The organism is Rahnella sp. EDr1-12 (genome assembly GCF_049206505.1).
Classification (GTDB): Bacteria; Pseudomonadota; Gammaproteobacteria; order Enterobacterales; family Enterobacteriaceae; genus Rahnella; species Rahnella rivi.
Genome location: NZ_JBLZNY010000002.1, coordinates 112,100 through 131,206, shown reverse-complemented (window position 1 = coordinate 131,206; position 19,107 = coordinate 112,100). Strand labels below are relative to the sequence as shown.

General features: G+C 56.4%; 16 protein-coding genes. 15 read left to right on the top strand and 1 reads right to left on the bottom strand.

Annotated elements, in window-relative coordinates:
• Window positions 1-38 precede the first annotated feature (38 nt).
• The 4 genes from motA (at window position 39) to cheW (ending at window position 4,707) form a co-directional block, all read left to right on the top strand.
• Entirely contained in the window at window positions 39-929 is an 891-nt protein-coding gene (motA, locus tag ACO0U8_RS10115) for a flagellar motor stator protein MotA (RefSeq protein ID WP_056769595.1), read from the top strand.
• Window positions 926-2,080: a flagellar motor protein MotB gene (motB, locus tag ACO0U8_RS10110; RefSeq protein WP_421670732.1), complete on the top strand. Its 1,155-nt coding sequence runs from the start codon at window positions 926-928 to the stop codon at window positions 2,078-2,080. Before motA ends, motB begins: the two co-directional genes overlap by 4 nt.
• A gap of 4 nt (window positions 2,081-2,084) precedes the next feature.
• The gene (cheA, locus tag ACO0U8_RS10105; RefSeq protein WP_217203913.1) at window positions 2,085-4,112 is read left to right on the top strand and encodes a chemotaxis protein CheA; all 2,028 of its coding nucleotides are present in this window, start codon (window positions 2,085-2,087) and stop codon (window positions 4,110-4,112) included.
• Between the two features lie 97 nt (window positions 4,113-4,209).
• On the top strand, window positions 4,210-4,707 hold the full coding sequence (cheW, locus tag ACO0U8_RS10100; RefSeq protein WP_056769601.1) for a chemotaxis protein CheW: 498 nt from the start codon (window positions 4,210-4,212) through the stop codon (window positions 4,705-4,707).
• Window positions 4,708-5,254: 547 nt separating this feature from the next.
• On the opposite strand, the gene ACO0U8_RS10095 is transcribed toward cheW, so the two are convergent.
• Window positions 5,255-6,265, bottom strand: a complete 1,011-nt coding sequence (locus tag ACO0U8_RS10095; protein WP_421670731.1) for a helix-turn-helix domain-containing protein — start codon at window positions 6,263-6,265, stop codon at window positions 5,255-5,257.
• 116 nt (window positions 6,266-6,381) lie between these two features.
• Here ACO0U8_RS10095 and ACO0U8_RS10090 point away from each other — a divergent pair, with 116 nt between their 5' ends.
• The 11 genes from ACO0U8_RS10090 to flhA all read left to right on the top strand — a co-directional run bounded on the left by ACO0U8_RS10090 (window position 6,382) and on the right by flhA (window position 19,106).
• Entirely contained in the window at window positions 6,382-7,857 is a 1,476-nt protein-coding gene (locus tag ACO0U8_RS10090) for an MFS transporter (protein WP_421670730.1), read from the top strand.
• 197 nt (window positions 7,858-8,054) lie between these two features.
• The gene (locus ACO0U8_RS10085; RefSeq protein WP_056769698.1) at window positions 8,055-8,351 is read left to right on the top strand and encodes a hypothetical protein; all 297 of its coding nucleotides are present in this window, start codon (window positions 8,055-8,057) and stop codon (window positions 8,349-8,351) included.
• 8 nt (window positions 8,352-8,359) lie between these two features.
• Window positions 8,360-8,953 (top strand): hypothetical protein, encoded by a 594-nt coding sequence (locus ACO0U8_RS10080; RefSeq protein WP_122094977.1) that lies wholly within the window; start codon window positions 8,360-8,362, stop codon window positions 8,951-8,953.
• 192 nt (window positions 8,954-9,145) lie between these two features.
• On the top strand, window positions 9,146-10,840 hold the full coding sequence (locus ACO0U8_RS10075; RefSeq protein ID WP_183847410.1) for a methyl-accepting chemotaxis protein: 1,695 nt from the start codon (window positions 9,146-9,148) through the stop codon (window positions 10,838-10,840).
• A 68-nt stretch (window positions 10,841-10,908) separates the two neighbouring features.
• Window positions 10,909-12,579 carry a methyl-accepting chemotaxis protein gene (locus tag ACO0U8_RS10070; RefSeq protein WP_122094981.1) on the top strand — a complete coding sequence of 557 codons (1,671 nt, stop codon included), beginning with the start codon at window positions 10,909-10,911 and terminating at the stop codon, window positions 12,577-12,579.
• Between the two features lie 69 nt (window positions 12,580-12,648).
• A complete protein-coding gene (cheR, locus tag ACO0U8_RS10065) occupies window positions 12,649-13,521 on the top strand; it encodes a protein-glutamate O-methyltransferase CheR (protein WP_056769706.1) in 873 nt (290 codons plus the stop codon).
• Window positions 13,521-14,570, top strand: a complete 1,050-nt coding sequence (locus ACO0U8_RS10060) for a protein-glutamate methylesterase/protein-glutamine glutaminase (protein ID WP_056769709.1) — start codon at window positions 13,521-13,523, stop codon at window positions 14,568-14,570. Before cheR ends, ACO0U8_RS10060 begins: the two co-directional genes overlap by 1 nt.
• Window positions 14,571-14,616: 46 nt before the next feature.
• Entirely contained in the window at window positions 14,617-15,006 is a 390-nt protein-coding gene (cheY, locus tag ACO0U8_RS10055; RefSeq protein ID WP_056769710.1) for a chemotaxis response regulator CheY, read from the top strand.
• 8 nt (window positions 15,007-15,014) lie between these two features.
• Window positions 15,015-15,659 carry a protein phosphatase CheZ gene (gene cheZ / locus ACO0U8_RS10050; protein ID WP_056769712.1) on the top strand — a complete coding sequence of 215 codons (645 nt, stop codon included), beginning with the start codon at window positions 15,015-15,017 and terminating at the stop codon, window positions 15,657-15,659.
• Between the two features lie 221 nt (window positions 15,660-15,880).
• Window positions 15,881-17,032, top strand: coding sequence for a flagellar biosynthesis protein FlhB (gene flhB, locus ACO0U8_RS10045; RefSeq protein WP_056769714.1), 1,152 nt, complete (start codon window positions 15,881-15,883; stop codon window positions 17,030-17,032).
• Window positions 17,025-19,106 (top strand): flagellar biosynthesis protein FlhA, encoded by a 2,082-nt coding sequence (flhA, locus tag ACO0U8_RS10040; protein ID WP_056769715.1) that lies wholly within the window; start codon window positions 17,025-17,027, stop codon window positions 19,104-19,106. Before flhB ends, flhA begins: the two co-directional genes overlap by 8 nt.
• Window position 19,107: the final 1 nt, after the last annotated feature.

Below are 19,107 nucleotides of genomic sequence, written 5' to 3'. Positions count from 1 at the left end.
TTCCTCGCCCTAAAACCACATCGAATTAAGGATTCATCGTGCTAGTGATAATAGGTTACATCGTGGTGCTGGGCTCAGTGTTTGGCGGTTTCATGCTCGTCGGCGGGGAACTGGGCGCGTTATACCAACCAGCAGAATTGCTGATTATCGGCGGTGCCGGTATCGGTGCCTTCTTTGTCGGTAACAACGGTAAAGCGATTAAATCCACCTTGCGCGCGCTGCCGCAGCTGTTCCGCGCGTCTAAATACAACAAAGCGTTGTATATGGATTTGATGGCCTTGCTTTACCGCTTGTTAGCCAAGTCGCGCCAACAGGGGATGCTGTCGCTGGAAAATGACATCGACAATCCCGCTGAAAGCGACATTTTTGCTAATTATCCGCGCATCCTTGCCGATAAACATTTAGTGGAATATCTGACTGACTACTTACGTCTGATGGTCAGCGGCAACATGAATGCGTTTGAAATCGAAGCGCTGATGGATGAAGAGATCGAAACCTACGAACACGAAAGCGAAGTGCCGGCCAACAGCCTGGCGCTGGTCGGGGATTCACTTCCGGCATTCGGGATCGTTGCTGCGGTGATGGGGATTGTTCATACCCTCGCCGCCGCCGACCGTCCGGCCGCAGAGCTGGGGGCGCTGATTGCCCATGCGATGGTCGGTACCTTCCTCGGCATCTTGCTGGCGTACGGGTTTATTTCACCACTGGCCAGCGTGTTACGTCAGAAAAGTGCTGAAAACACCAAAATGATGCAGTGCATCAAAGTGACATTGCTGTCGAGCCTCAACGGTTATGCCCCGCAGATCGCTGTCGAGTTTGGCCGTAAGACGCTCTACACCTCAGAACGCCCTTCGTTTATCGAACTGGAGGAGCACGTTCGTCAGGTTAAATCGCCTAACCAGCAACAAACTGAAGAAGAAAAAGTATGAAGCATCAGAGCCATCCCATCGTTGTTGTACGTAAGAAAAAGAGTAAGCACGGCGGCGGGCATCACGGCGGTTCATGGAAGATTGCTTACGCTGACTTTATGACAGCGATGATGGCCTTCTTCCTGGTGATGTGGCTGATTTCGATCTCCAGCCCTAAAGAATTGGTACAGATTGCCGAATACTTCCGTACGCCGCTGGCGGTGGCCATTACCGGCGGACCGCGCAGCAGCGATGCCACCAGTCCGATCCCTGGCGGCGGGGCAGACCCGACCATGCAGGACGGCGAAGTGCATAAGATGATCCAGTCACAGGGCGATGCCCGTGAACTGCGTGAAACCGGCGATCTGATGAAGTTGCAGGACAAACTCGAAGCGATGCTGGCATCGGATCCGCGTTTAAAAGATTTGCGCCCGCATCTGATGATTAACCTGACCGAACAGGGTTTGCGCATTCAGATTATCGACAGCAAGAATCGCCCGATGTTTCAGCTCGGCAGCGCCATCGTCGAGCCCTACATGCGCGATATTTTGCGGGCGATTGGTCCGGTACTGGATGATTTCCCTAACAAGATAAGCCTGGCGGGCCATACCGATGATATGCCGTATGCCCAGGGTGAACGTGGCTACAGCAACTGGGAATTGTCCACCGACCGCGCCAATGCGTCGCGCCGTGAAATGATTGTCGGCGGCCTGAGCGAAGGAAAAGTTCTGCGGGTGATGGGTATGGGGTCAACCATGCAACTCAAAAATCATCCGGCAGGCGATGCGATCAACCGTCGCATCAGCATTTTGGTCCTCAACAGACATGCTGAGGAAGCCATTGAGCGGGAAAACAGCGAGGGCGAAGCGATTACGATCAGTGACGCGGGCGAGCTGCAAAGACAAGTACCTGGCCGCAGTACCGCACCTGCGCTGGCACCGAAAGTTCAGGCACCGCAAGCTTCCGTGGCACCGACCCAGAGCCCGGCACCGGCCGTTGCCGCACCAGAATTATTAGCACCAACAGTAGTAGAAGTCCCTGCAACCAGGATTGAGACGCAGGTGCCTGTGACCACATCGGCAGACGCTCAACCTGCGACGACAGCTCCGGCTGCTGCCGCAGGTCCGGCACCTGCGACCACATCAACAAGCCGCGATTCACAGCAGAGGTGATCACGTGAGCATGGATATAACTGATTTTTATCAGACGTTTTTTGATGAAGCCGACGAGCTGCTGGCGGACATGGAGCAACACCTGTTGTTGCTTGATCCGCAAGCGCCCGACGTTGAGCAGCTCAACGCGATTTTCCGCGCAGCGCACTCAATTAAAGGCGGAGCAGCGACCTTTGGCTTTACGGTTCTGCAGGAAACCACCCATTTACTGGAAAACCTGCTCGACGGTGCGCGACGCGCAGAAATGAGCCTGAGCACCGACATCATCAACCTGTTTTTGGAAACGAAAGACATTATGCAGGAGCAACTGGACGCCTATAAATCTTCCCGGGATCCCGATGCAGACAGTTTTGAATACATCTGTGCGGCCCTGAGACAACTGGCGCTCGACGCGCAGCAAGCGCGGGAGCCGGCAGCGGATCTCCACGTCGTCACTGACGAACCTGCACAAACGGCAGCCCCTGCGACCTCCGCGGCGGGCAAAGGCGGGATGCGCGTTCGCCTGTCCGGTCTGAAGCCGCAGGAAGTGCCGGTGATGCTGGAAGAGCTGGGGAATCTGGGCGACATCGTCGATCCGGTACAGACCGAAGACAGCGTGGAAGCCACGCTTGTCACTACGGTGACCGAAGACGATATCATCGCGGTACTGTGTTTCGTGCTCGAACCGGAACAAATCAGCTTCACGCAGGCTTCTGTTCCGGCCACACCGGTTGCCGTTGCGGCATCGGCAGCGGTAGCGGTAGCAGAACCGGCAGCAACCGCTGTTGTGGCGCGTCCCGCTCCGGTCCTGACGGCAGTACCCAGCAGCGAACCGCCGAAAGCCCGCGCGCCAAAAGCACCGGAATCGACCAGCATCCGTGTGGCAGTCGAGAAAGTGGATCAGCTGATCAACCTGGTCGGCGAACTGGTGATCACCCAGTCGATGCTGGCGCAGCGTTCCGATCTGCTGGATCCGGTGGCGCACAGCGATCTGCTCAACAGCATGGGGCAGCTTGAGCGTAACGCCCGTGATTTGCAGGAATCGGTGATGTCGATTCGTATGATGCCGATGGAATACGTTTTCAGCCGCTTCCCGCGTCTGGTGCGTGATCTGGCGAGCAAACTGAATAAGCAAATCGAACTGACCCTGCTCGGCAGCTCTACCGAACTGGATAAGAGTCTGATCGAACGCATTATCGATCCGCTGACGCACCTGGTGCGCAACAGTCTCGATCACGGTGTCGAAACGCCGGAAACGCGTATTGCCAACGGCAAACCGCCAACCGGCAACCTGACGCTGTCTGCGGAGCATCAGGGCGGCAACATCTGCATCGAAGTGGTGGATGACGGTGCCGGTCTGAACCGCGAACGTATTCTGGCGAAAGCCCTGTCGCAAGGCATGAACGTCAGCGAAAGCATGAGTGACGAAGATGTCGGCATGCTGATCTTCGCACCGGGCTTCTCGACGGCGGAAAAAGTCACCGACGTCTCAGGCCGTGGCGTAGGCATGGACGTGGTGAAGCGAAATATTCAGGAAATGGGCGGTCACGTCGAAATCCATTCCCAGCAAGGCAAAGGCACCACCATCCGTATCCTGCTGCCACTGACGCTGGCGATCCTCGACGGCATGTCGGTGAAAGTGGGCAAAGAAGTCTTCATTCTGCCACTGAATGCGGTGATGGAATCGCTGCAACCGCTGGCGGAAGATTTGCACCCGCTGGCCGGTGGCGAGCGCGTTCTGCAGGTGCGCGGAGAATATCTGCCGCTGGTCGAGCTCTACAACGTGTTTGACGTTGAAGGCGCGAAAACTGAAGCCACTCAGGGCATCGTCGTGATCCTGCAAAGTGCAGGCCGCCGCTACGCCTTGCTGGTTGATCAGTTGATCGGTCAGCATCAGGTGGTGGTGAAGAATCTGGAAAGCAACTATCGCAAAGTGCCGGGCATTTCCGCCGCCACTATTTTGGGTGACGGCAGCGTGGCGCTGATTGTTGATGTGTCTGCATTGCAGGCACTGAACCGTGACAAGCGTGCAACTGGCGCATCTGCCGCCTGATGTGATTAACAATAAAAGCATGCAAAACCGCCGGTGGCTGGCCCGTCAGGTGACGGCCACCGGGCGTAAAAACTCAGGCTGATTTAAGGTGAACAACATGGCAGGACTTGCAACTGTGGCAAAAATTGCGGGCGAAACGGTAGGACAGGAGTTCCTGATCTTTACCCTGGGCGACGAAGAATACGGCATCGATATCCTGAAAGTGCAGGAAATCCGCGGTTACGATCAGGTCACCCGTATTGCGAACACCCCGGCGTTCATTAAAGGTGTCACCAACCTGCGTGGCGTCATCGTACCCATTCTCGACCTGCGGGTGAAGTTCGCGCAGGAAGACGTGATCTACAATGAAAACACCGTAGTGATCGTCCTCAACTTCGAAAACCGCGTGGTGGGTATTGTGGTTGACGGCGTATCCGACGTGCTGTCGTTAACGCAAGATCAGATCCGTCCCGCACCAGAATTTGCAGTGACCATGTCAACCGAATACCTGACCGGGTTAGGTTCTCTGGGTGACCGTATGTTGATTCTGGTGGATATTGAGAAGCTGCTGAGCAGTGAAGAGATGGCGTTAGTGGATAGCGTGACGAAAATTTGATTTTCGTTCATTAACGTCAAGGTCGTGGGCGCTGGCCCACACCGGGTTAAGGGGCGTAAACGCGCCCCTTAACAATCCTGCGTTTTTTCTGGTTCGCCCTGTCGCAGGCACGATGGTCATGTCCTGCAACTACCGCGTGTGGCGCAAAATCTTGCCGCTTCGCGGTTCCTTCTCCCGGCCCTGAAGCCTCTGGTCTTCAGGCCGCTCCGTTCAGCAAGATTTTTGAGCGCGCCAGTCGCGATCGAATAAAACCCTCTTTTCTGTACCTTTGCTAACTCATTGATTTTACTGAGTCATACATACCCTCAAAAAAGAGGGTATTTCTGCCCAAACAGGGATAATCTTTTGCGGTTCAAGAGATAACCCTCAACATTGAACGGTTCACTGCCGTACAGGCAGCTTAGAAAACGGCCCGAATGCGGCCTAAATACCCCATATTGTTCACTGCCGTACAGGCAGCTTAGAAAATCAGACCCCAGCCGTCAGGCCGGAACCCCGCCTTCACTGCCGCACAGGCAGCTCAAAAACTCCGGCACCGCCTGCCACGTTAGCCCGCCATGCGCCTTTCAATGAATGCTTTGCGCCACTTCGTCGGGGTGGTGTCGAGACGCTGGCGGAAGTGATGGCGCAGGGTTTCCGGTGATCCAAAACCGGCTTGTTCGGCGACGCGGTCAATGCTTAATGTGCCGTTTTCCAGCAGCGCACAGGCTTTTTCCAGCCGGACGCTCAGCATCCATTCGCCGGGCGTCGTGCCCGTTGCATCGTGAAAACGCCGCAGAAAAGTCCGGCGGCTCATACCGGCTTGTGCGGCGAGCTGTTCAATCACCAGCGGCGTATTGAGATGACTGCGTAAATCGTCCAGCAGCGGGGCGAGATTTTTGATCTGACGCCGTGGAACGGGTTGCTGAATCAGCTGCGCCTGATTGCCTTCACGCAGCGGCGGCGTCACCATGCGGCGCGCCGTGCGGTTGGCAACTTCAATACCGTAATCGCGACGGATCAGATGCAGACACAAATCGACACCCGCCGCGCCGCCGGCAGACGTAATAATGCTGCCTTCATCCACGTAAATCATCCCGTGTTCGACCTGCACCTCAGGAAAACGCTGCGCCAGAATTTCCGTACTGTTCCAGTGCGCGGTAGCGCGCTTGCCATCGAGCAGTCCGGCTGCGCCGAGCACAAAGCTGCCTGCGCAGATTGAGACAATGCGGGTGCCGTTGCTGTGCGCTTTTTGCAACGCGATGATGAGCGCCTCTGACGCCGGTTCGTGAACACTTCGCCAGCCGGGGATGACGATCGTACCTGCATCCTCCAGCAGTTCCAGCCCGCCATCGACCACCAGCCGGACGCCGCCCTGCGCGCCGAAAGTGCCTTCCTCCACCGAAGCGACACACAGGTCATACAAAGGCTCACCAAAAACATCGTCGGCCCGCCCGAAAGCTTCAACCGCAATACCGAACTCGAACGTACACAGGCACTCATAGGCCAGCAACACCAGACGCCGGTTCAGGGGCGCGGGCGAGCGGGCAGGGAGCGGAGAAGGGGAAGTAATGCGCATGATGGGTTACCGGTGATTTTGGCATGATCTTGACGATACATGGCATCCGGATGGATTTCCAGCACGCCGCCAATCTTCCATGCTGGCACTCTCTTAACGTTTTGCAGGGACCAGATATGAAAAACATGTTGGCACTGATGGCGGTTTGTCTTGCCGCGCTGATGTCAGGGCTGGAAATCTCCAGCGTGCCGGTGATTTTGCCGGTGCTCGAAAAGGAGATGCACGCGAGCTTCAGGGAGTTGCAGTGGATCATGAATGCCTACACGCTGGCCTGCACCACGGTGCTGATGGCCACCGGAACACTGGCGGACAAATACGGGCGTAAGCGCGTTTTCATCCTCAGCATTTTCGCCTTCGGGGTCACGTCTCTGATGTGCGGGCTGGCGTCCACTGCGCCGTGGCTTATCGTCGGGCGGTTTTTACAAGGGCTGAGCGGCGGCGCGATGCTGACCTGCCTGATTGCGATACTGTCATCCCAGTTTCCGCAAGGGAAAGCGCGCAGCCACGCTTTTGCCGCCTGGGGGATCACCTTCGGTTTCGGGCTGGGCTTCGGGCCGATCGTCGGCGGCATGTTAGTGGCGTGGCTGAGCTGGCAATGGGTGTTTCTGGTACACGGGTTTATCGCATTACTGACGCTGATTCTGGCGCTGAAAAACGTGGTGGAATCCCGCGACACGCAGGCTAAAAAACTGGATCTCGGCGGGCTTGTCACGTTATCGCTGACGGTGATGGGCGCGACGTATCTCATCACGCAGGGCGGCAGCCTGGGCTGGCACAGCGTCATCGCGCGCGCCGTGATGCTGATCACCGCGGTCAGCGCTGCCCTGTTCATCTGGATTGAAAAACGCCATGCGCATCCGATGTTCGATTTTTCAGTCTTCCGCGTGCGGGCATTTTCCGGGGCGCTGATGGGATCGGTGGGGATGAACTTCAGCTTCTGGCCGCTGATGATTTACCTGCCGGTGTACTACCAGGCCGGGCTGGGCTATGGCAGCGTTGCCACCGGCCTGGCACTGCTGGCTTACACGTTGCCCACGTTGCTGATGCCGCCGCTGGGTGAAAAGCTGACCACCCGTTTTGGCGCATCACGTCTGATCCCGCTGGGATTATTCGCCATCGGCGCAGGTTTTATTCTGATGCAAATCGCCGTGGTGCATCACATGAGTTTGATGCCAGGTGCGCTGCTGGCAGGTATCGCTCTCGGGCTGACCAATACGCCGGTAACCAACACCACCACCGGTTCCGTTGCGGCAAACCGGGCGGGAATGGCCTCGGGTATTGATATCAGCGCACGGCTTATCACGCTTTCCGTCAACATTGCCTTGATGGGCAGCCTGCTGGTGGCGGGAATTGCCGCGTGCCTGAAAGGAGCCATGCCAGCGGCAACAGATATCTCTTCACTGGCCGGGCGTATCGCAGGAGGTTCTGCCGTTGAAAACCTGCACCGCGGGCAGGTTGAACAGGCCCTGACGCAAGGGTTTGCAGGCATTCTGCTCTATGGCGCAGTCGGGGTCTGGGTGCTGGCAGTGGCGAGTTATGTGCTGTTTAACGTCAGGGGGCGGCGCAAAAGCGCATCCTGCGAGCCGTACTGACCCTAAACATCCGTGTTGCATTTCGTGCAGCACGTTTTTGCGTAATACCTTCCAGTTACCTGAAAATTCATCATTTTATCTGAGCATCTTTTTGCAAGTTATGGCGTGATAGCCCGGTGGGACGGGGCTTCACGCAAATATACGTGGGCAAAATGATAATTTGATTAAGTACGACACGTGGCGTACATTGAGGCGGCATGAGTTTCAAAGAGATCAAAGGGAAGGTGATCGCGTGTTTAAAGAATGGGCAAGTCAGGTTTGCGGTAAGACGTGAAATTCATCTCAAAAATCTTTTAAGCACGGGGGAGGTGACGTCACAGGAACTGGAGAGGGTGATCGGTCTGGCTACCGGGCAACACTACCAGAGTCGCCGCCACCATCTAGACAGCAGTCTTGATGTCCACATTATTACCCTCTGGTATGCCGGGGTTAACTGGTACATCAAATGGTATTTTGCAGAACCCAACAGTGTTTTCATCAGCGTTCATCATTAAGGGAAAATATGATTATTGTTAAAGTAGGGGATGAAGAAAGAGCCGCATGCGGAGTGTGTGAGGCTTTCAGGATGGTCAGCTATCAGTTGCGCGATGTGCCATTTGATGACGGCAGCGGCATCGTGAAAAACATTATCGCGGGCGTCTGTAAGACCTGCGACAGCGTCGCGGTGATCCCTTATCAGTCGGTGCCCGCGATCAAAAAGCAACTGCAGTTGCAGCGCAAAGCCGTGGAAAGCCGTGTTCCGGCGCACATGATTGATTTGTTAAATCTTGCCAGTGCGGAATTAGGGGCCACCCCCGATTTCGTGCCGTTACTGCTGAAATATTACATTCATCAGCTGGCGTCCAACCCGGAAGCCGCAGTGCAGCTGGTCACCTTGCTGACGTCAGAACTGGCGAGCGGTCCGGCCAATAAACGCCTGTCCCTGAAAGGGCGTGAAATCGGCAATGACATCGATAAGTTAAAATCGCTGTCGCACATCGACACCACCACTGAGTTATTAAAAGCCGTGGTGCTGATGATCCACCATGACCTGATGGTCAGCCCTGATGCGCATCGCATTGCCCTGTTAAAAAGTTTTGTCGCCACGGTGGCGTAATTCCCACAGACCACCGATTCACACTCTGTGCCGTGACGTCCTTTCTGATCTTATCGCTCGCGATGCCGGGCCTCTGAAGCCTGCCGGGAAGAGTGCCCTGCGTCAGCCAAAAAATCTGATCCCCTTCACATAAAGTTCCCCTCATTTCTGCCGATAACCCTTCCAGATAATTCTCATTTAAAAAGGAACAACATGTTTAACCGTATGAAAGTGGTCACGGGCATCGTGATCTTACTGATGGTCTTCGGTGCTTTACAGTTGGTATCCGGCGGCCTGTTCTTTAAATCCTTAAAGACGGACAAAGACAATTTCACCACCTCTCAGCAGATTCGTTTACAGCAGGCGGAATTCAACGCCAGCTGGATTTACCTTCTGCAAACCCGTAACACGCTCAACCGTGCCGGGATCCGTTTCATGCTCGATGCGAACCAGATGGGCAGCGGCGCGACGGTCAAAGAACTGATCGACACGGCGACTAAAGATCTGAAAATTGCTGACCAGCATTTTGCTAATTATCAAAAAATTCCTGCGGATGCCAGCCAGAACCCGGCTTTTGCTGAAGATGCTAAAAAACAATATCAGGTGCTTCACGACGCGCTCTCAGAACTTATCGAGCTTATCGGCCTTGGCCGTATCAACGATTTCTTCGAACAGCCGACGCAGCAGTATCAGGACAATTTCGAAAAAGCGTTCGTGACCTATATCGATCAGAACGACCATTTGTATGACCAGGCGGTTCACGTCAGCGAAACTTCCTTCACGCATGCGATGTGGATGCTGGGTACCGTACTGATTGTACTGGCGATTTTCATCATTCTGGCCTGGGTCGGCGTTCAGCGCATCCTGATCCATCCGCTGAAAAATATCGTCGTCACCATCCGTAAAATCGCCACCGGCGATCTGACGCACGAAATAGTGGTGAAAAGCCGTAATGAAATCGGCCAGCTTGCCGATAGTCTCAAGTACATGCAGGAAGAACTGATTCGAACTGTCTCCGGCGTGCGCCACGGTGCCGACGCGATTTACAGCGGCGCGAGCGAAATTTCTGCCGGTAACAGCGATCTCTCTTCGCGTACCGAAGAGCAGGCATCAGCACTGGAAGAAACCGCAGCCAGCATGGAGCAGTTGACCGCGACCGTGAAACAGAACGCCGAAAACGCCCGTCAGGCCAGCCAGCTGGCGCTGAGCGCATCGGAAACGGCGCTGAAGGGCGGCAAAGTGGTGGCCAACGTCGTCGATACCATGAACGACATCGCCAGCAGCTCGAAGAAAATCACTGACATTACCGGTGTGATCGACGGGATTGCCTTCCAGACCAATATTCTGGCACTGAACGCCGCGGTTGAAGCAGCGCGTGCCGGTGAGCAAGGGCGCGGTTTTGCGGTGGTGGCGGGAGAAGTTCGCAGCCTGGCACAGCGCAGCGCGCAGGCTGCCAAAGAGATTAAAGGGCTGATTGATGATTCTGTCAGCCGCATTAATACCGGCTCGGTACTGGCTGAAAGTGCCGGTGAAACCATGAATGACATGGTGAATGCGGTCACCCGCGTCACCGACATCATGGGCGAAATCACCTCGGCTTCTGACGAGCAGAGCCGCGGGATTGAGCAGGTCGCGCAGGCGATTACCGAAATGGATCGGGTGACGCAGCAGAACGCCTCACTGGTTGAAGAATCCGCGTCCGCCTCGGCGGCGCTGGAAGAGCAGGCGAGCCTGCTGACGCAATCTGTGGCGGTATTCACACTGAGTCAATCCGTCAATAACAGCGTGCGCCCGGTGACTTCGTCTTCGACGAGACTGCCTTTGTTGACTCCGAACCTGTCAGGTTCTCAGGCCGGTACAGGTGGAGCGGCACAGAGCAAGTTGTCTGAAAACTGGGAAACTTTTTAAGCCACGTACATCGCAATAATTATAAGAAATACTGTGCCGGTCAGGGCCGGCACATAAAGAGGTTATCCATGTTTAAGCACATCCGTGTGTCCACCTGCATGTTTTTACTGTTGTTAGTGTTTTTTGTGATGCAACTGGTCAACAGCGGTTTATCGCTGTACGCCGCCCACACGGATAAAACTAATTTCGAGCAGATTGCCAATACCACTGAGCAGCGGGATGCGCTCAACCAGACCTGGTCTTATCTGCTGCAAACCCGTAATACCCTGAACCGCGCGGCCACGCGTCTGGCGCTGAAACAGCCGCAGGAAAACATCACGCAGCTGATGGCAGATGCCAAAGCCAGCCTGAAAAATGCCGAAAATGCTTACGCAGCGTTTCTGGCGCTGCCCCGCAGAACCGAAAAAGCGGCTGAACTGACGGCGGTGAACAAGGCCAGCTACCAGCAGTTGCACGATATGTTGCAGTCACTGAACGACATGCTGTCCGCCGGTGATATGCAGGGCTTCCTTAACGGCCCGGCACAGAAATATCAGGATCAGTTCCAGAAAGACGTGGGCAATTACACCGCGTATGTCGGTGGCCGTTTTAACCAGGCTAAAGAGCAGACCGTGGCGTCTTACCAGAACGTGATGATCAACACCTCGGTGATTGTGGTTCTGCTGGTGCTGCTGACCGCCCTGGCGCTGGTGATCACCCGTCGTATTCTGTTCCAGCCGCTGACCGTGATGCGGGGTCATTTTGACCGCATCGGTGCGGGAGATATCTCAGCACCGATCACCGTCGAAGGCCGTTACGAAATTAAAGTGATGCTCGACAGCCTGCAACAGATGCAACAGTCGCTGGCCAATACCGTGCGCACCGTGCGTCACGGCGCAGACACCATGTTCTCCGGCCTGAAAGGCATTGCTGCGGGAAACACCGATTTATCGGCGCGTACTGAACAGCAGGCCTCCGCTCTGGAAGAAACGGCTGCCAGCATGGAGCAGCTCACCGCGACGGTGAAACAGAACGCCGAGAACGCCCGTCAGGCGACACAGCTGGCGCGCGATGCTTCAAATACCGCAGAAAAAGGCGGCGCACTGACCGGCAACGTGGTGAAAACCATGAATGACATTGCAGGCAGCTCGAAGAAAATCAGTGCCATCACCAGCGTGATTGACGGCATTGCTTTCCAGACCAACATTCTGGCACTGAACGCCGCCGTCGAAGCCGCCCGTGCGGGTGAGCAGGGGCGCGGGTTTGCCGTGGTGGCCGGCGAGGTGCGCAGTCTGGCACAACGCAGTGCGCAGGCCGCAAAAGAGATTAAAGCGCTGATCGACGAATCCGTCAGCCGCGTCAGTCAGGGTTCCGAACTGGTGGAATCTGCCGGCAACACCATGGATGACATCGTGCGTGCCGTGACCCGCGTCACCGACATCATGGGCGAAATCGCCTCGGCGTCGGATGAGCAAAGCCGTGGCATCGAGCAGGTATCGATTGCCGTGACGCAGATGGATCAGGTGACGCAGCAAAACGCCACGCTGGTTCAGCAGGCCGCGTCTTCCACCCATGCGCTGGAAGTGGAGTCTGAGAACCTGACCCGTGCTGTCTCTGTCTTCCGTCTCTCGACGTCAGAAAGCGGGCATGCACCGCGCAACACACCGGCGTCTGGTTTTGCGCCACGTTCGCTGACACCACCCGCGTTACTCCCTGCGACCGCGCGTGCAGGGTCGGCGGATAACTGGGAAACATTCTGACCAACCGGACGGCCATGAAGCGTCAACAAAGGTTTAGAAATACCACCTGTTCGTTACTGGAGCTGCACCATGAATCAACCAGGCTCGCCACTGAGTGCTGATAACACTTCGATCATGGCACAGATGATCCAGCGGTTACCGCTGTCAGATATCCATTTCCGCCGGATCAGTGAGCTGATTTATCAGCGCGCAGGTATCGTGCTGGCGGATCACAAACGGGAGATGGTCTACAACCGCCTGGTACGGCGGTTGCGGCTCCTCGGGCTGAACGATTTCGGCAGTTATCTGGCGATGCTGGAAAGTGATACCAGCAGCGCGGAATGGCAGGCGTTTATTAATGCGCTGACCACTAACCTCACGGCATTTTTCCGCGAAGCGCATCACTTCCCGATACTTGCGGAACATGCGCGTTCAAGGCCGAATAATTACAGCGTCTGGAGCACCGCCGCCTCAACGGGCGAAGAGCCGTACTCCATCGCCATGACCCTGAGCGAAGCGCTGGGGCCGCGTATGGCGAACTGCCGTATTCAGGCCAGCGACATCGATACTCAGGTGCTGGAAAAAGCCACGGCGGGCGTTTATCGCCAGGAAGAATTGCGCACGCTCAGCCCGCAGCAGTTGCAGAAGTTCTTCCTCAAGGGCACCGGCCCACACAGTGGTCTGGTGCGCGCCCGTCCGGAACTGACGCAAATGGTGGCCTTCCAGCAACTGAATTTACTGGCAAACCAGTGGCAGCTGAACGGACCCTTTGATGCAATTTTCTGCCGTAATGTGATGATTTATTTCGATAAAGAAACGCAGGAGAAAATTTTACGCCGATTTGTTCCGTTACTTAAGCCGGGTGGCCTGATGTTTGCCGGCCACTCCGAAAACTTCAGCCAGATCAGCCGGGAATTTTATTTGCGCGGCCAGACCGTCTATGGCCTCGCCAAGGAGAGGTAATGAATAAAATCAGAGTATTGAGCGTCGATGACTCGGCGTTAATGCGTCAGCTGATGACTGAAATCATTAACAGCCATCCCGACATGGAAATGGTGGCGACCGCGCCCGATCCGCTGGTCGCACGGGATCTGATCAAGAAATTCAACCCGGACGTGCTGACGCTGGATGTGGAAATGCCGCGCATGGACGGGCTGGATTTTCTGGAAAAACTGATGCGTCTGCGCCCGATGCCGGTGGTGATGGTGTCATCGCTGACCGGTAAAGGCTCGGAAATCACTCTGCGCGCGCTGGAACTGGGGGCGATAGATTTCGTCACCAAACCGCAGCTCGGGATCCGCGAAGGCATGCTGGCTTACAGCGAAATGATTGCTGACAAGATCCGCACCGCGTCGAAAGCACGCCTGAACAAAAGCGTAAATCTGGAACAGCCGCGCATTCTCAGCCATACGCCGCTGCTCAGCAGTGAAAAGCTGATCGCCATTGGCTCTTCCACTGGCGGAACCGAAGCAATTCGCCACGTTCTGCAACCGCTGCCACCGACCTGTCCGGCGCTGATGATCACGCAGCACATGCCGCCAGGCTTCACGCGCTCTTTTGCCGAACGTCTGAACAAACTGTGCCAGATCACCGTAAAAGAGGCCGAAGACGGCGAGCGCGTTTTACCGGGGCATGCGTACATTGCGCCGGGCGACAGACACATGGAACTGGCACGCAGCGGGGCCAACTATCAGGTTAAGTTGAACGACGGCCCGGCGGTAAACCGCCATCGTCCGTCGGTTGACGTGTTATTTCGTTCGGTGGCGCAGTTCGCCGGACGCAATGCCGTCGGGGTGATCCTGACGGGAATGGGCAATGACGGCGCCGCCGGCATGCTGGAGATGCACCGCGCAGGGGCGTATACCCTGGCACAAAACGAAGCCAGTTGTGTGGTTTTCGGTATGCCTCGTGAGGCTATCGCCACCGGTGGCGTCAATGAAGTGGTGGATCTCAGCCAAATCAGCCAGCGCATGCTGGCACAAATATCAGCCGGTCAGGCATTACGTATTTAATTTTTCAGCCTTGCGCTGGGTAGCAAACCTTAGGAGTAGATAAAACATGGCCGATCCAAATCTGAGATTCCTGGTAGTAGACGATTTCTCTACCATGCGTCGTATTGTTCGCAACCTGCTGAAAGAGCTGGGCTTCCAGAACGTGGAAGAAGCGGAAGATGGCGTTGATGCGCTGAACAAACTGCGCGCCGGGGGTTTTGACTTCGTGGTATCTGACTGGAACATGCCAAACATGGACGGTCTGGATTTACTCAAAACCATCCGCGCGGATGCCGCACTGGCAAAACTGCCGGTACTGATGGTCACCGCCGAAGCGAAAAAAGAGAACATTGTGGCCGCCGCGCAAGCCGGTGCCAGTGGTTACGTCGTTAAGCCATTTACCGCCGCCACGCTGGAAGAAAAGCTGGGCAAAATCTTCGAAAAACTGGGCATGTAGGAGCAGTTATGGCAGAGATACCAATGCCTGCAAATGATGCAGCAACCGCGGGCGATATTATCGCCCGCATTGGGCAACTGACCCGTATGTTACGCGACAGTATGCGTGAACTTGGCCTGGATCAGGCCATTGCACAGGCCGCGGAAGCGATCCCTGACGCGCGTGACCGTCTCGACTACGTCGTCACCATGACGGCGCAGGCCGCAGAACGCGCCCTGAACTGCGTGGAAGCGGCGCAGCCTCGTCAGAACAAACTGGAATCCGGTGCCAAAAAGCTCGACAAGCGCTGGGAGGAATGGTTTGAGAATCCTATCGAACTGTCTGACGCCCGCGAACTGGTTTCTGATACCCGCGGCTACCTGAAAGAAGTGCCTGAGCACACCGGTTTCACCAACGCACAGTTGATGGAAATCATGATGGCGCAGGATTTCCAGGATCTGACCGGTCAGGTGATCAAACGCATGATGACCGTGGTGCAGGAAATTGAAAATCAGCTGCTGATGGTGCTGATGGAAAACATTCCTGAGCAACAGGTCAGAGCGAAACGTGAAAACGACAGCCTGCTCAACGGCCCGCAGCTCGATACCAACGGTGTCGGCGTGGTGGCCTCGCAGGAACAGGTCGATGACCTGCTGGATTCATTAGGTTTCTGATGCGTCTGCCTGCCTCAAAAGAACACCTCTTTGTGCTATGCAAAGAGGTGTTTCTCTTATCCAAAATTTTTAAATATTTTCCCCCTCTGCCGCCATCTGTGGAATAACCCGCATTTATCCCCCTTGTTCCATCCATAAGACTTAGCCGCTTTTGTCATGCTATGCGTGAAATTGTGCCCGTTGCCTGTTGAGCGGCGGGTAAATGCTGACAGGAACCGCCGGTGGCTGAAGAAAGCGATCTCGAAAAAAGTGAGGCCCCCACAGCCCACAGGCTGGAAAAAGCCCGTGAAGAAGGGCAGATCCCGCGCTCGCGCGAACTGACCTCGATGCTGATGCTCGGCGGCGGATTGACGCTGTTGTGGATGTCCGGCGAATCCATGGCGCGCCAGCTTGGCGTGATGATCGCCCAGGGGCTGAATTTCGATCACAACATCATCGGCAACGACCGGGAGATGTTGCAGCAAATGGCCTCACTGCTCGGTCGAGCGGTGATGGCGTTGTTGCCGGTGATTGGCGGGCTGATCCTGATCGCGCTCGCCGCGCCCTTGTTGCTGGGCGGCCTGCTGTTCAGCGCCAAATCCTTTGAATTTAAGTTCAGCCGTATGGATCCGATTGCCGGATTCAAGCGGCTGTTTTCCGGTCAGGTGCTGGCGGAACTGCTGAAAGCGATATTGAAAGCGTCGCTGGTGGGCAGCGTCGCAGGCTTATACCTGTGGCATAAGTGGCCGGAAATGCTGCGCCTGATCGCCCAGCCGACCATTCCCGCGCTCGGCGAAGCGCTGAGCATGGTGGCATTTTGCGGGCTGATGGTGGTCTTCGGGCTGACGCCGATGGTCGCGTTCGACGTGTTCTGGCAAATCTGGAGCAACCTGAAGAAACTGCGCATGAGCAAGCAGGACATCCGCGACGAACATAAAAGTCAGGAAGGTGACCCGCACGTTAAAGGGCGTATCCGCCAGCAGCAACGTGCGATGGCCCGCCGCCGGATGATGGCCGATGTGCCGAAGGCCGACGTGATTGTCACCAACCCGACGCACTACGCGGTGGCGTTGCAGTACAGCGAAGACAAAATGAGTGCGCCAAAAGTGCTGGCGAAAGGTGCGGGCAACGTGGCGCTGCGCATCAAAGAGCTGGGTGCAGAACACAAAATTCCGATGCTGGAAGCGCCGCCTCTGGCACGTGCGCTTTACCGGCACAGTGATATTGGTCAGCAAATCCCGGCCGCGCTGTATGCCGCGGTCGCGGAAGTTCTGGCCTGGGTTTATCAGCTCAAACGCTGGAAGCGTGAAGGCGGACTGATCCCTAAAAAACCTCAACATTTACCGGTGCCTGACGCATTGGATTTTGCAGGAGAGAGTGATACCCATGGCTAATCTGGCCGCGATGCTGCGTTTACCCGCCAACTTTAAGTCCGGACAATGGCAGGTGCTGGCTGGCCCTATCCTGATTCTGATGATCCTGTCGATGATGGTGCTGCCGCTGCCACCGTTCCTGCTCGACTTACTGTTTACCTTTAACATCGCGCTTTCCATCATGGTGCTGCTGGTGGCGATGTTCACCCAGCGCACGCTGGATTTTGCCGCGTTCCCGACCATTCTGCTGTTTTCCACCTTGCTGCGTTTATCGCTCAACGTGGCCTCGACCCGTGTGATCTTACTCGAAGGTCACACCGGCGGCGCGGCGGCAGGGCGGGTGATCGAAGCTTTCGGCCACTTCCTGGTGGGCGGTAACTTCGCCATCGGTATCGTGGTGTTCATCATTCTGGTGCTGATCAACTTTATGGTCATAACCAAAGGTGCCGGGCGTATCGCCGAAGTCGGCGCGCGTTTCGTGCTCGACGGCATGCCCGGCAAACAGATGGCTATCGACGCCGATCTCAACGCCGGTCTGATTGGTGAAGATGAAGCCAAACAGCGCCGCAGCGACGTCACGCAGGAAGCGGACTTCTACGGTTCTATGGACGGTGCGAGTAAATTCGTGCGCGGTGACGCCGTTGCCGGTCTGATGATCATGATCATTAACGTGGTCGGCGGCCTGCTGGTCGGCGTACTGCAACATGATATGGATTTCGGCCACGCGGCGGAAAGCTACACCCTGCTGACCATCGGTGATGGTCTGGTGGCGCAGATCCCAGCACTTGTGATCTCCACGGCGGCCGGTGTCATCGTGACCCGCGTCGGTACCAATCAGGACGTCGGCGAGCAGATGGTGACCCAGCTGTTCCGTAACCCGCGCGTTATGATGCTGAGTGCGGGCGTGCTGGGGTTACTCGGCATGGTGCCGGGCATGCCGAACCTGGTCTTCCTGCTGTTCACGACCGGGCTGTTAGCGCTGGCGTGGTGGATCCGTGGTCAGGAGCAAAAAGCCCCGGTGGTAAAAGAAGCCGCGCCGGTCGAAGGGGAAAACAAACAGCTGGTGGAAGCGAGCTGGCAGGACGTTCAGCTGGAAGATCCGCTGGGCATGGAAGTCGGTTACCGTCTGATCCCGATGGTGGACTTCGCGCAAAATGGCGAACTGCTGGGGCGTATCCGCAGTATTCGTAAGAAATTCGCGCAGGAAATGGGCTATCTGCCGCCGGTTGTTCACATCCGCGATAACCTCGAATTACCGCCTGCGGGCTACCGGATTTTAATGAAAGGCGTCGAAATTGGCACCGGCACCGCGCATCCCGGCCGCTGGATGGCAATCAATCCGGGCAGTGCCATTGGCGAATTGCCGGGTGAAGCGACCGTGGATCCGGCCTTCGGGCTCTCGGCGGTGTGGATTGAACCGGCGATGCGTGAACAGGCGCAGATTCAGGGCTTTACGGTGGTGGAAGCCAGCACCGTGGTCGCCACGCACCTCAATCACCTGATCAGTCTGCATGCCAGAGAGCTGTTTGGCCGTCAGGAAACGCAGGAACTGATGGACAGGGTCAGCAAAGAAATGCCGAAGCTGACCGAAGATTTTATTCCGGGCGTCATCTCGCTGACCAACATGCACAAAGTGCTGCAAAACCTGCTGTCCGAGCGCGTCTCGATCCGCGATATGCGCACCATTATTGAAACCCTGGCGGAATACGCACCGACCCAGCCTGATCCGAATGAGCTCACTTCGGTGGTGCGCGTGGCGCTGGGCAGGGCGATCACCCAGCAATGGTTCCCTGGCACCGGTGAAGTGCAGGTTATCGGGCTGGATACCGCGCTGGAGCGTCTGCTGTTGCAGGCCTTGCAGAGCGGCGGCGGGCTGGAGCCGGGTCTGGCTGACCGTCTGCTGACGCAGTCTGAAGCGGCGTTGCAGCGTCAGGATATGCTCGGAGCGCCGCCGGTTCTGCTGGTGAACCACGCGCTGCGTCCGTTGCTTTCGCGCTTCCTGCGTCGTTCCCTGCCGCAGATTGTGGTGATGTCGAATCTGGAAATGAGCGACAGCCGCCAGATCCGCATGACCGCGACTATCGGCGGTGAATAAG

What these genes read in the sequence shown, in the direction of transcription:
- motB (WP_421670732.1), top strand. Translation starts at nt 926, where the DNA reads ATGAAGCATCAGAGCCATCCCATCGTTGTTGTACGTAAGAAAAAGAGT.
- cheW (WP_056769601.1), top strand. Translation starts at nt 4,210, where the DNA reads ATGGCAGGACTTGCAACTGTGGCAAAAATTGCGGGCGAAACGGTAGGA.
- ACO0U8_RS10095 (WP_421670731.1), bottom strand. Translation starts at nt 6,265, where the DNA reads ATGCGCATTACTTCCCCTTCTCCGCTCCCTGCCCGCTCGCCCGCGCCC.
- ACO0U8_RS10090 (WP_421670730.1), top strand. Translation starts at nt 6,382, where the DNA reads ATGAAAAACATGTTGGCACTGATGGCGGTTTGTCTTGCCGCGCTGATG.
- ACO0U8_RS10085 (WP_056769698.1), top strand. Translation starts at nt 8,055, where the DNA reads ATGAGTTTCAAAGAGATCAAAGGGAAGGTGATCGCGTGTTTAAAGAAT.
- ACO0U8_RS10080 (WP_122094977.1), top strand. Translation starts at nt 8,360, where the DNA reads ATGATTATTGTTAAAGTAGGGGATGAAGAAAGAGCCGCATGCGGAGTG.
- ACO0U8_RS10075 (WP_183847410.1), top strand. Translation starts at nt 9,146, where the DNA reads ATGTTTAACCGTATGAAAGTGGTCACGGGCATCGTGATCTTACTGATG.
- ACO0U8_RS10070 (WP_122094981.1), top strand. Translation starts at nt 10,909, where the DNA reads ATGTTTAAGCACATCCGTGTGTCCACCTGCATGTTTTTACTGTTGTTA.
- cheR (WP_056769706.1), top strand. Translation starts at nt 12,649, where the DNA reads ATGAATCAACCAGGCTCGCCACTGAGTGCTGATAACACTTCGATCATG.
- ACO0U8_RS10060 (WP_056769709.1), top strand. Translation starts at nt 13,521, where the DNA reads ATGAATAAAATCAGAGTATTGAGCGTCGATGACTCGGCGTTAATGCGT.
- cheY (WP_056769710.1), top strand. Translation starts at nt 14,617, where the DNA reads ATGGCCGATCCAAATCTGAGATTCCTGGTAGTAGACGATTTCTCTACC.
- cheZ (WP_056769712.1), top strand. Translation starts at nt 15,015, where the DNA reads ATGGCAGAGATACCAATGCCTGCAAATGATGCAGCAACCGCGGGCGAT.
- flhA (WP_056769715.1), top strand. Translation starts at nt 17,025, where the DNA reads ATGGCTAATCTGGCCGCGATGCTGCGTTTACCCGCCAACTTTAAGTCC.